The following is an 11992-nucleotide window of genomic DNA, read 5'->3' as shown; positions in this document are numbered from 1 at the left end:
ACGCGTGCCCGAGATCGCGCGAAATCACTGCCCAGCTTCCGCGAAATACGCAGAACGATAGCAAATGCGTCTAAAAATGGATGTAAGACACCATTTTAGAGCGGAGTTGCGGCTTGACCCGCAAGGGTTCTCCCGGTTGTTTCCGAACCAGCAAAAGAGGGATACCAACCATGCGCCGTTCACTACTGCTTTTGAGCTTCTTTCTATTTTCCGCAACAGTCGCACAGGCGCAGAGCGTCGATCCAGCACGGCCCTTTTCTGTCATAAAGGCGCTGCAAGAGATGGGCTACCGCGCCCAGCTTGAGGTCGACAGTGTTGGTGACCCCCGCATCGAGTCGCAGCTGGAAGGTGTCGATTACTACATTTGGTTCTATGGCTGCACCGACAATGCTGATTGCACAAGCTGGAAGCTGTCGGTTGGTTTTGATCTCAACAGCGGCCTCAACTTGCAAAAGGCAAATGAGTGGAACAGCGAAAAACTGATGGGTTCTGTCTACCTAGATGATGAAAGCGACCCCTATCTTGAGCATTACATCATTGCCAAGGGTGGTGTTTCGGGCGCGCTATTCGAAGAAATCATCTCCCGCTGGAGCTATTCGGTCAGCTCGTTCAAAGATCACATCAACTGGTGATAGCCGCGCTGAGAAGCGCCAATCATGCATACGACCCTCTCCATTCAGACCCATGGTCCGGGCCTAAGCGAAATCACGCGCGACGTGGCTGCTTGGGTTGCTGGCGCGGGTCTGGATGAAGCGCTTTTGACGCTATTTATTCAACACACCTCTGCATCGCTCCTGATCCAAGAGAACGCGGACCCAGAGGTCCGTGCCGACCTGACGGCTTATTTGCATCGATTGGTTCCGCCCACGACCGATCCGTCGATGGACTATCTGACCCACACGTATGAAGGGCCAGACGACATGCCGGGCCACATCAAAGCCGCGCTCCTGCCGACCTCATTGCATATTCCGATCATCGGCGGCCGCATGTCGCTTGGCACATGGCAGGGCATTTATGTGGTGGAACATCGTGAACGCCCCCACACTCGGCAAGTCATTGCACTCCTGCGCTAGCGTCGCTGCACCCGCAAGATAGAGCATGGTTAATATCCCCCTACCCAAGTCCTTGGGATGGTCATATAGTACCTGTGGATAAATGCCCTATGGGCCATAAAGACGTAAAGGGAGACGCCAATGCGGTGCCCGTTTTGTGGAAATGTCGACACACAGGTAAAGGACTCTCGTCCCGCAGAGGACCACGTCGCTATTCGCCGGCGTCGGTTTTGCCCTGCGTGTGGCGGTCGGTTCACGACCTATGAACGGGTTCAATTGCGCGACCTGATCGTGGTGAAAACCAGCGGTAAACGCGAAGAATTTGATCGTGACAAGCTTGAACGCTCTATCCGAATTTCGATGCAAAAGCGCCCCGTTGAGCCGGAGCGCATTGATCAGATGATCTCGGGCATTGTGCGCCGGTTGGAAAGCATGGGCGACACTGATATTTCCTCCAAAACCATTGGTGAGATCGTGATGGAAAGCCTCGCGCGGATTGATACCGTGGCCTATGTGCGGTTTGCCAGCGTCTACAAAAACTTCCAGGCGGCGGATGACTTCGAAGACTTTGTTCACGAACTGCGCCCCCCCGAGATCAACGAGTAAGTGCACCCCGACCAAGATGTCAGATGGATGCGCGCCGCGCTGGCTTTGGCCCGGCGCGGATTGGGGCGCGTGTGGCCGAACCCCAGTGTTGGATGCGTCATTGTACGTGACGGCAGGGTGATAGGCCGTGCGCGCACGGCTGACGGTGGCCGCCCCCATGCAGAAACACAGGCCTTGGCGATGGGCGATGCTCGTGGCGCGACAGCCTACGTCACGCTCGAACCCTGCGCGCATACTGGCCAAACCGGACCCTGTGCCAAAGCCTTGGTTGCAGCCGGTATCGTCCGTGTGGTGATCGCACAGACGGACCCGGACCCACGTGTGGACGGGGGTGGCATCCGCATCCTGCAAGACGCAGGGATTAAGGTAACCACCGGCGTCTGCACAAACGAAGCCGCAGTGTTGCAGCGTGGGTTTACCACACGGATCGCCCAGAACCGGCCCATGGTGACGCTCAAACTGGCAAGCACACTTGATGGCCGGATCGCGACGGCGAGCGGTGAAAGCCAGTGGATCACAGGCCCCGCCGCGCGTACGCATGTGCACGCCCAACGCGCGGCCCATGATGCAGTTATGGTGGGTGCGGGCACCCTGCGCGCCGATGATCCACAGCTGACCGTGCGCGGCATGGGCGATGTGGCCCAGCCCGTGCGGATCGTGGTTTCGCGCAGGCTGGATCTGCCCCCCGCGGCACAGATGTTCCACGATCACGCCGCCCCCGTTTGGCTGTGCCACGGTGAGGCTGCGCCCGCCCACCTCCGTGGCCAATTTGGTGCTGCGCGACTGATCGAATGCGGACAAGACGGCCGCAATTTGGACCCGACCGCCGTGCTTCGCGCGCTTGGCGATGCGGGTCTCACGCGGGTGTATTGTGAGGGTGGTGGCGCGCTGGCCGCATCCCTTTTGGCGGCAGGCTTGGTTGATGAAATTCACTTGTATCTCGCGGGCAAGATCATCGGGGCCGAGGGCACGCCCTCGATCGCCGCGATGGGCCTATCAAGGCTTGCCCAAGCACCACAGTTCACACTGACCGCGCACCGCCAAATTGGGGCGGACGTTTTACAGGTTTGGCGGCCTACGGTCTGACCCGCGCAAGCAACGCCTCAACCGCTGGCCCCAACGTCTCTACTATCCTTGCGACACCTTCGGCATTGGGGTGAATTCCATCCGCCTGCATGTAGGTGCGCAGCGCTTGGGGCGTGTTGTCGCCCAAGCCAGCCAGGAAATCTTCGACGTAAAGGATATCGTAAGCGATAGCTAACGAAGGATATATACTATTGAATTCATTTTGGTAATCCGGCCCGTAATTGCCCGGTACTGCTAACCCAATCAATAAAACCGGAACGTCAGCCTCTTGCGTGGCCTGCAAAATACCGTCCAGATTGGCACGGCTCACCTCAGGCGCGATGCCGCGCAGCATGTCATTGCCCCCAAGGGCCACGATAACCGCATCCACCTCGGGCGTCAGCGTCCAAGCAATACGCGACAGCCCCCCCGCTGTCGTGTCACCCGACACGCCTGCGTTCAGGATCGAGACATCTGCACCCCGCGCCCGCAACCAGCCCTGCAATTGCGGAACAAACCCCTGCTCAGGCGGCAAGCCGTAGCCTTGGGTCAGACTATCGCCTAGGGCTGCGACGGTAATCGGCTCGGCTGCGGCACCACCTGCAACCGGCAAAACCATGAAAATGCTTACGACAATCGACTTGGCCTGCGCCGCGACCACCCCATATGTCCCTATAGAAGCCCCCCAAAGGAAACGCCTCATGCCCCCTGTGATCGCCCTCAAAAATGTCTCACTCCGACTTGCCGGAAATGCGGGCCCAGTGGATATTTTGCATGGGCTCACGCTTGAGGTCGGCGCGCAGGAAACGGTTGGGTTGATTGGTCCATCGGGGTCGGGCAAGTCATCTCTCCTCATGCTGATGGGCGGGTTAGAGCGGGCCTCGGGTGGCGAAATCCGCGCTATGGGGCAGGATTTGACCACGATGAATGAGGACCAGCTTGCCCGCTTTCGCCGTTCACATATGGGGGTGGTGTTCCAAAGCTTCCACCTTATTCCGACGATGACCGCACTGGAGAACGTCGCAACGCCACTGGAACTGGCCGGCGCGGCCGATGCGTTTGAGCGCGCCGAGGCCGAGTTGGAAGCCGTTGGCTTGGGCAGCAGGATGCACCATTGCCCCGCGCAAATGTCCGGCGGAGAGCAACAGCGCGTCGCCTTGGCCCGCGCAGCCGCACCCCGGCCCGATATCCTGCTCGCAGATGAACCCACGGGCAATCTGGACGGCAACACGGGCGAGGCGATCATGGACCTGTTGTTTGGCTTGCGTGACCGACACGGCGCCACGCTGATCCTTGTGACCCATGCCCCCGAGCTAGCCAAACGCTGCGACCGGGTCATCCGGCTGCGTGATGGGCGCATTGACCACAACGCCGCACAGGCCGCCGCAGAATGAGCCATGTTTTAACAAGCGCATGGCGCATTGCCCGGCGGGAACTGCGCGGCGGCGTCGCCGGTTTTCGGATTTTTCTGCTGTGCCTCGCGCTTGGGGTGGCTGCTATTGCAGGTGTGGGATCTGTCCGGGTCGCGATCTCGGACGGGTTGGCCCGCGAAGGGGCGACGATCTTGGGTGGCGACGCCGAGATGTCGTTTACCTACCGCTTTGCCAGCCCTCAGGAACGCGCCTTTATGCAAACCACCGGCGCGCGCGTATCAGAGACCGTCGATTTTCGGTCCATGATCGTAAAGGGCGACGAACGTGGCCTGACACAAGTGCGCGGCGTAGATGATCTGTACCCGCTGATCGGGTCGGTCACGCTTGCGCCCCCAATGCCGATCGCTGAGGCGTTGGCTGACAACGGCATCGTTATGGACCCAATCCTGATCGCCCGCATGGGCCTCAAGATTGGTGATGAAGTTGGCCTTGGCACTGCCACTCTGATACTGCGCGCCGCCCTAGAGGTTGAGCCTGACGCCGCTGGCAGCGGCTTTGGGCTTGGACCACGGTCGTTAGTGTCGATGGCCTCGCTCGACGGGTCGGGGCTGTTGGCGCCCGGTACCTTATTCGACAGCCAGTACCGACTAGACCTGCCCCAAGACGCGGACCTTGGCGCGCTAGAGGCTCGCGCCCTAGAGGCGTTTCGCGACACCGGCCTACGTTGGCGCGATGCGCGCAACGCCGCCCCCGGCATCGCAGAGTTTGTCGAACGGATCGGGGCATTTTTGGTACTGGTCGGATTGGCGGGCCTTGCTGTCGGCGGCGTAGGCGTATCCGCCGCCGTACGCGCCTATCTGGACCGCAAAACAGCGGTCATCGCGACACTCAAGACATTGGGCGCGGAGGGTCGTGTGATCTTTGCCGCATACTTAATGCAGATCGGCGTTTTGGGGGCTGTGGGCATCGCGATAGGGTTAATCTTGGGCGCAATTGTGCCCCTGCTATTGGCGCCGCTTATTGCAGCTCAGCTGCCGATCCCGGTGGCCTTTGGTGTCAGCGCGGGCCCCTTGCTGGAGGCTGCTTTATACGGCGCGCTCACGGCGTTGATCTTTACACTTTGGCCGCTGGCCCGCACCCGTGAAGTCCGCGCCGCCGCTCTGTTTCGGGACGCAAGCGGGCCGTCCCGTGCGCTGCCTTCTTGGGGGATGCTGATCTTAATCACGATGCTGGTCTTACTCCTCGTGGGGCTGTCTATGTGGCTTTCGGGCATTCCGACACTTGCGCTGTACTCAGCGGGCGGCATCCTTGGCGCGTTGGCCATTCTGACGGTTGCCGCATGGGGCGTGCGGCGGTTGGCCCGCGGCCTTGCGCGCACCCGTTGGGTCCGGGGCCGCACAGGGATGCGGCTGGCGCTGGGCGCCGTGGGTGGACCGGGCGGAGACGCGACATCCGTAGTCTTGTCGCTTGGGTTGGGCCTGACGGTTCTGGCGGCCGTTGGACAGATCGACACCAACCTGCGTGCAGCCATTACTCAGGACTTACCTCAAGAGGCCCCGTCATACTTCTTTGTGGATATCCAAAATGACCAACTGCCCGCCTTTCTTGAGCGGGTCACCACCGACCCCGCCGTTCGCCGGGTGGATAGTGCGCCGATGTTGCGTGGCGTGATCACGCGGATCAATGGCACACCCGCGCGGGACGTGACGGGTGATCACTGGGTGCTACAGGGCGACCGGGGGCTCACGTACTCCGCCCTTCCACCCAAAAAAGGCACAACAGTGACGCAGGGCGCTTGGTGGGCCGAAGATCACACAGGCCCGGCTGAGATTAGCTTTGCCGCCGAAGAGGCTGAGGAAATGGGGATCGGGCTTGGCGACGCGTTGACCGTCAACATCTTGGGGCGCGACATCACTGCCACCATCACATCCCTGCGCGAAGTCGATTTTTCCAATGCAGGGATCGGATTTATCCTCGTGATGTCACCCAACGCATTGGCCGGTGCGCCGCATACCCACATAGCAACGGTCTACGCCGAAGAAGCCGCCGAGGCCGCCATCCTGCGCGATGTGGCAGGCGACGCCCCCAACATCACGGCAATCCGCGTGCGCGACGGCATCGCCTTGGTCACGGAGGCGTTGCAGGGGTTGGCTGCAGCCACGTCCTACGGCGCGGCGGCGACACTGTTGACCGGGTTCATCGTGTTGATCGGTGCCGCAGCAGCGGGTGAACGCGCCCGCGTCTTTGAGGCAGCCGTCCTCAAAACACTGGGTGCGACACGCGCCACCATCCTTGCCAGCTTTGCGCTACGCTCTGCGATGCTGGGCGCAGCGGCGGGCACGGTCGCGATTTGCGCAGGTGCGTTGGCGGGCTGGGCCGTGATGACATTCGTCATGGATGGCACCTACCGATTTGAATGGATGTCCGCGACGGCGATTATTCTGGGCGGCGCGATGGCTACGCTTTTGGCGGGCTTAGCCTTTGCGTGGCGGCCTTTGGCGGCGCGCCCCGCCGGTGTTTTGCGCGCTAAGGAATGATCCGTGCGGCCAGTCCCGCTAGGTCAGCATTGAACCGTGCGGGATGTTCCAAGAATGGCGCGTGGCCGCAATTGTCATAGACCGCAAGCGTAGCCTGCGGGAACGCCCCCGCGGCTGCCTGACCAACAGAAGCCGGGATCACGCTATCCTGTGCGCCATGCACCACCAGCGCGGGGTGATCAAACGCTTCCCAAACGGGGCGTAGATCCTCATCCGTTTTGAACAGTGACCGCCGAACCAGCGCGCCAACCCGATCATTTGCCGCGACCAGCTGTGCGGTAAATCCGGGATCGAGCGGCATGTGGGTGCACGCGTCCACAAACCCACGTGTCGCTTCCGCGCGGGCGACGTCATCGTCAGAATACAACGCACGGTTCATGCCCGGGCTGTCGGGGCCAGCCATCCATCCTTCACGCGCGGAACCAAGCGCCAAAACGCCCCCCGCAAGCGCGATGCCCGCCACGGGCCCAGCCCCATGTGTCGCCAAGTAGGCGCCAATCACCCGCGCACCATAGGACCACCCCACCAGCATCGGTGTCTTGGGCTGCAAGGCTTCTAGGACTGCGCGCACGTCGTCCCCCCAAAGGCGGGTGTCGACATAGGCCGCAAGGTCCTGAGGCGCATCGCTGTCGCCATGGCCGCGCAAATCGAATGAAATCAGGCGAAAGCGGTCCGCCAATGATGACTGTGCCATCCAAGCAAGGCGCGCCTGCGCCCAGCCGTGGATAAACACAAAGGCCGGTGCGTCTTGAGGGCCCATATCGGTGACCGCAAGCTGAGTACCATCGGAGCTGGCAATAGAGATTTCTGTCATAGGCTCACACGGATTAGAGCGACGCTGGCCAAAACGATCAAAAGGGTCAGGCACGTGGGCTTATAATACGGCTCAAACCGGGGGTTAAAGAGCCGTTGGCCCAGAAAAACCCCAACCGCAATGGGTGCAGCAAGCGCAACGCCGCGCAGAATACTGACCCACGTGAACACGCCAAACGCAATCATCGTGATCGCGCCAACAACTGATGTGAACAGCAGGAAAATCACCAAGGTGGCACGGATGACCCGGGCGGGTTTGTCTTGGCTCAGCGTGTAAAGTGCCACGATCATACCGCCGATGCCCGCCAACCCGCTGACCACCCCTGCCAATACGCCCGACCCATACAAACCCGGCCTTGTCGCCAGGAACGCAAACCGCACCCGGCTCAGCTGCAAAGCCGCAAGACAGATGATCAACGCCAGTGCGATCATAGAGGACGTCATCACCGATACAGACACCGTCAGCGCCCAACCGATGGGCGCCCCAAAGGCTGAGCCCAGCACGAGGCCTGTCGCAATACTCCGATCCGCGTCGCGCAGCCCCCCGCGCACCATCATGGCCGAGGCAACCGCCTCAAGAGCCCAAAGAACCGGGATCAGCTCAACCGGGGGTAAGATCACCACGGCTGTCGCCATCATCACCGCCGACAGCGCGAACCCCGAAAAGCCGCGCACTAGCCCCGCCAAAAAGGCGAGACCGCTCAGCACGACCATATCTGTGGGGGTCAGGGAAAGGGCGTCAAACATCATCGCCGTCTACGGCGGCGAACCGCGGCGCGCAAGTCAATCTGGCGGCAAGATACGCACCTCGGGTGCTGCGCTGGCTAACGTCTCACGGATCAAGGTAGCGATCGCCTCATAGGCTTCGTCGCGTGCCGCCGTGACGCGCCAAACCATGCCGATTTTGCGCGACGGTTGCGGGGCGTCCAGCGGGAGGGCCGTGACCAATGCCTCTCGCTCCACCTCAGAGCGGACATAGAGTGCGGGCAAAAGCGACACCCCAAGCCCGGTGGCCACCATCTGGCGCAACGTGTCGAGCGATGTGCCAGCGTAGTCTAGCGAAATTTCCGCCCCAGCTGAGGCTGCGATTTCAGCCACTTGCCCATGCAAACGGTGGCCCGATTCCAGTGTCATCACCGTCTCACCACGCAGGTCAGCGCGTTTCACTTCGGTCTTGGACGCAAGCGGATGGTCATGCGCTACGACCAACAAAAGCGGCTCTTCAAATAGAGGCGCGATCCGCCAGTCAGGCCCTTCGGCAGGCAACGGAAACAGCAAAATATCAAGCGTGCCTTGATCTAGCCGCGCTTGTAGATCTGCCGCAGTCCCCTCTCGGACATAGAATTTGAGGTTGGGGTATGTCGCGTGCAAAGTAGGGATCACGAGGGGCAAAAAGTAAGAGCCAAGCGATTGCACCAAACCCACGCGCACTGTGCCCTCTAGCGGGTTAGAGCCCTGCCGCGCGAGCGATGTGATTTCTTCGACGTCCCGCAGTATCCCCTTAGCACGACGCGCAATTTCTGCGCCCACCGGGGTCAAAATGACCCGAGAGCGTGACCGCTCAACCAGTTGCACGCCCAGTTTGCCCTCCAACTCCCGCAGTTGCGCGCTAAGCGTTGGTTGCGTCACGTGAACTTGGTCCGCCGCTTTGCGGAAATGCAAAGCCTCCGACACGGCCACGAGGTATCTGAACTGCTGCAGTGTGGGCATGAAAGCCTCCGATCTGGGCGCTAGCGAGATAATTAGGGGCGTTCTATCGAAAGTCACGCCTTAAAAGTATTGAACAATCAAAACGAGGTGCTAGATCCCTCCTGACGGAGCGTAAGCAGGGACAAATAACATGGCGGATACAGGACCTCAGGTGCCGAGAATTTTCGGTGGGCCATCGGGCTGGATATCCGTCGCTGTCCCGCTGGCGCTGTTTATCTGGTTTTTGCAGTTCATCCCGGCCATCGCCGCAGATGAGACATTGCGTTGGTCGATGGAATGGGTTCCATCGCTCGATGTCGCTATTAGCTTTTGGCTCGATGGTCTTTCGCTAACGTTCGCGCTGTTGATCACCGGGATCGGGGCGTTGGTCACGCTTTATTCCGCGCAATACCTCGGCACGCAGCCGCAGTACCCTCGGTTTATTTTATTCCTAATGGCCTTCATGGTCGGCATGCTCGGCCTTGTGCTGGCGGACAACTTGCTTGCGCTGTTTGTCTTTTGGGAGATCACCACGATCTCCAGCTATTTGCTGATCGGATACCTTGCAGATGAGGCCAAGTCGCGGCGCTCCGCGCTTCAAGCGCTTTTGGTGACGGGCACAGGCGGCCTCGCGTTTCTTGCGGGGATTGTGTTGATCGGCTTTGCCGCTGGGTCGTTTGAACTGTCAGAAATCCGGGAAGTGGAACTACGTGACCATCCTTGGATCATCGCAATCTCTATTCTGTTTCTCGCGGGCGCCTTTACCAAATCGGCACAGTTTCCGTTCCATTTCTGGCTCCCCAACGCGATGGCTGCACCTACGCCCGTGTCCGCCTACTTGCACTCTGCAACAATGGTCAAAGCCGGTATCTACTTAATGGCGCGGATGAACCCGACGCTGGGCGGCACGGATCTATGGTTTTGGTCGCTCACGATTGCGGGCGGCTTCACGGCTGTGTTCGCAAGCATCCTTGCAATGCGGCAGTCCGACATCAAACAGGTACTGGCCTACACCACGCTCATGGCGCTTGGCACGCTTACGCTTTTTATCGGCGCGGGCACGAGCGCTGCGATCAAAGGCGCAATGCTGTTCCTGATCGTCCATTCGCTTTATAAGGCCGCGCTGTTTTTGATGATCGGCATTGTGGATCACCGCACCGGCAGCCGTGAGGCTGAGGTCCTGTCCGGGCTGTCGCGCAAGATGCCCCTAACCGCGCTGGCCGCAGTGTTAGCGGCTTTATCCATGGCAGGTATCCCGCCACTGATCGGGTTTATTAGCAAAGAATTTCTCTACAAGGCCGCGCTAGACATGCCAACCGCACAACTCTGGATCACGGGCACCGCTTTTGCGGCATCGGCGCTGATGTTCGCGGTGGGCGGGATCGTGGCTCTGCGCCCGTTCTTTGGCAAACTGGGTGACACACCCAAAGCCCCACGCGAAGGCCCCATTGCGATGCTGGTTGGCCCGCTGATCCTTGCCGCGCTTGGCCTTGCGCTGGGCATGAATTCCGACTGGGCCGAAACACTCGTGCGCCCCGCGACCGCCGCCGTGTACGGCAGCCCGGTTGCCGTTGATCTATACCTCTACAAAGAGGTTAACGCGGCCCTGATCCTATCGCTTGTCACGTTCGCTGTGGGCTTTGTAATCTACCTTGGCCACCGCCGCCTGCGCGCACGCCTCATCAGCATCGAACGCTGGAACCCCATCCATTTTGATCGTGGTTGGGACAGGTTCCTTGATGGCTTTGCAGCCTTTGCCAAATGGCAGGCCCAAAAACTGCAACATGGAGTTTTGCGCCGCTACATCTTTGTGATCTTTGCGTTTCTAGGCGTGACCATCGCCTACGCGATGTGGCTACGCGATGCATGGCAGGTCCAGTTTGATTTCACCGGCGTCGCCTTTCGGGATTGGGCAGTTTTGATCTTTATCACCGCTGGTGCCTTTGTCACGGCAACCGCGAACTCTCGGATGACAGCCGTTGCGGCATTGGGCGTCGTCGGCATTGGCGTGGCGCTGATCTTTATTATGTTCGGCGCGCCTGATGTGGCCATCACGCAGCTACTGGTGGAAACATTGGTCGTCGTTCTGGTCGCTCTCGCAATGCTGAAACTGCCCTACCTAAACCCCAAGAAGGTGGCCGAAATCCGGGGCTGGGATGCGCTTGTTGCGATCCTTGTCGGGACAACATCCGCAATCGTTTTGCTCGGCTCTATGGCTGAACCGCTGGATCGCCGCCTCACGGATTATTTTGAGCTGGCGTCATGGCCCGAAGCCTACGGCCGCAACATCGTAAACGTCATCCTCGTGGATTTCCGGGCACTCGACACCTTTGGTGAGATTGCCGTGGTCGTGATCGCGGCCTTGGGTGCCTTTGTACTGTTACGCGGCACGCCAAAAGGAGAAGAGAAATGAGCTCCCTTATTGTCAGAGCAGCCACTCGCCTAATGGTGGCGCTCCTGCTGGTGTTTTCGATCTATATGCTACTGCGCGGCCACAATGAGCCAGGCGGTGGCTTCATCGGGGGGCTGATCGGCGCATCAGGGTTTGTCCTTTATGCTATGGCGCATGGCTCTGCTGAGGCGCGTGCGGCTCTTCGGATTGATCCTCTCGACATCGCTATGTCGGGTCTTGGCATTGCCCTTTTTGCCGGCGTTGCCGCCCTATTCGACAGTGACGCTTTTTTCACCGGCCAGTGGCTGTTTCTCGGCGCGACCGAGACCGAAAAAGGCATCCCGCTTTCGACCGTTTTGATATTTGACGTGGGCGTTTACCTCGTGGTGCTGGGGTCAATCCTCGCCATGGTGCTCGCGCTGGAAGAGGAAGTCTGATGGAAAGTCTGATTGCCATCATGGTGGG

12 protein-coding genes are annotated in these 11992 nt (G+C 60.1%); 8 read left to right on the top strand and 4 right to left on the bottom strand.

Going from position 1 to position 11992, the window contains the following annotated elements:
• Positions 1-170 precede the first annotated feature (170 nt).
• The 4 genes from AC4GMC_RS14750 (at position 171) to ribD (ending at position 2744) form a co-directional block, all read left to right on the top strand.
• The gene (locus AC4GMC_RS14750; RefSeq protein ID WP_487877077.1) at positions 171-632 is read left to right on the top strand and encodes a YbjN domain-containing protein; all 462 of its coding nucleotides are present in this window, start codon (positions 171-173) and stop codon (positions 630-632) included.
• Positions 633-656: 24 nt separating this feature from the next.
• Positions 657-1073, top strand: coding sequence for a secondary thiamine-phosphate synthase enzyme YjbQ (locus AC4GMC_RS14745; protein ID WP_487877078.1), 417 nt, complete (start codon positions 657-659; stop codon positions 1071-1073).
• A 120-nt stretch (positions 1074-1193) separates the two neighbouring features.
• Complete coding sequence (nrdR, locus tag AC4GMC_RS14740) at positions 1194-1658, top strand: transcriptional regulator NrdR (protein ID WP_038004730.1); 465 nt, start codon at positions 1194-1196, stop codon at positions 1656-1658.
• Entirely contained in the window at positions 1659-2744 is a 1086-nt protein-coding gene (ribD, locus tag AC4GMC_RS14735) for a bifunctional diaminohydroxyphosphoribosylaminopyrimidine deaminase/5-amino-6-(5-phosphoribosylamino)uracil reductase RibD (protein ID WP_487877079.1), read from the top strand.
• Here the strand turns inward: ribD and AC4GMC_RS14730 are convergent.
• Positions 2734-3426 carry an arylesterase gene (locus AC4GMC_RS14730; protein ID WP_487877080.1) on the bottom strand — a complete coding sequence of 231 codons (693 nt, stop codon included), beginning with the start codon at positions 3424-3426 and terminating at the stop codon, positions 2734-2736. The genes ribD and AC4GMC_RS14730 overlap by 11 nt on opposite strands.
• Here AC4GMC_RS14730 and AC4GMC_RS14725 point away from each other — a divergent pair.
• Positions 3425-4117 (top strand): ABC transporter ATP-binding protein, encoded by a 693-nt coding sequence (locus AC4GMC_RS14725; protein WP_487877081.1) that lies wholly within the window; start codon positions 3425-3427, stop codon positions 4115-4117. The two genes, AC4GMC_RS14730 and AC4GMC_RS14725, sit on opposite strands and share 2 nt — an antisense overlap.
• The gene (locus AC4GMC_RS14720) at positions 4114-6633 is read left to right on the top strand and encodes an ABC transporter permease (protein WP_487877082.1); all 2520 of its coding nucleotides are present in this window, start codon (positions 4114-4116) and stop codon (positions 6631-6633) included. Before AC4GMC_RS14725 ends, AC4GMC_RS14720 begins: the two co-directional genes overlap by 4 nt.
• Here AC4GMC_RS14720 and AC4GMC_RS14715 read toward each other — a convergent pair.
• Genes AC4GMC_RS14715 through AC4GMC_RS14705 form a run of 3 tightly spaced genes read right to left on the bottom strand, consistent with a single transcriptional unit; the run spans position 6623 to position 9156 of the window.
• Positions 6623-7447 carry an alpha/beta fold hydrolase gene (locus AC4GMC_RS14715; protein ID WP_487877083.1) on the bottom strand — a complete coding sequence of 275 codons (825 nt, stop codon included), beginning with the start codon at positions 7445-7447 and terminating at the stop codon, positions 6623-6625. The genes AC4GMC_RS14720 and AC4GMC_RS14715 overlap by 11 nt on opposite strands.
• Entirely contained in the window at positions 7444-8193 is a 750-nt protein-coding gene (locus AC4GMC_RS14710; protein WP_487877084.1) for a sulfite exporter TauE/SafE family protein, read from the bottom strand. Before AC4GMC_RS14710 ends, AC4GMC_RS14715 begins: the two co-directional genes overlap by 4 nt.
• Positions 8194-8229: 36 nt before the next feature.
• Positions 8230-9156 (bottom strand): LysR substrate-binding domain-containing protein, encoded by a 927-nt coding sequence (locus AC4GMC_RS14705; protein WP_487877085.1) that lies wholly within the window; start codon positions 9154-9156, stop codon positions 8230-8232.
• A gap of 130 nt (positions 9157-9286) precedes the next feature.
• Between AC4GMC_RS14705 and AC4GMC_RS14700 the strand changes: the two genes are divergently transcribed.
• Both AC4GMC_RS14700 and AC4GMC_RS14695 read left to right on the top strand, forming a co-directional pair.
• On the top strand, positions 9287-11548 hold the full coding sequence (locus AC4GMC_RS14700) for a putative monovalent cation/H+ antiporter subunit A (RefSeq protein ID WP_487877086.1): 2262 nt from the start codon (positions 9287-9289) through the stop codon (positions 11546-11548).
• Complete coding sequence (locus tag AC4GMC_RS14695) at positions 11545-11964, top strand: Na+/H+ antiporter subunit B (RefSeq protein WP_487877087.1); 420 nt, start codon at positions 11545-11547, stop codon at positions 11962-11964. The genes AC4GMC_RS14700 and AC4GMC_RS14695 overlap by 4 nt, the downstream gene beginning before the upstream one ends.
• Positions 11965-11992: the final 28 nt, after the last annotated feature.

It is taken from the genome of Thalassobacter sp. (genome assembly GCF_982993085.1).
The sequence above is the reverse complement of the archived record's forward strand: the minus strand, read 5'-3'. Positions and strand labels throughout refer to the sequence as shown.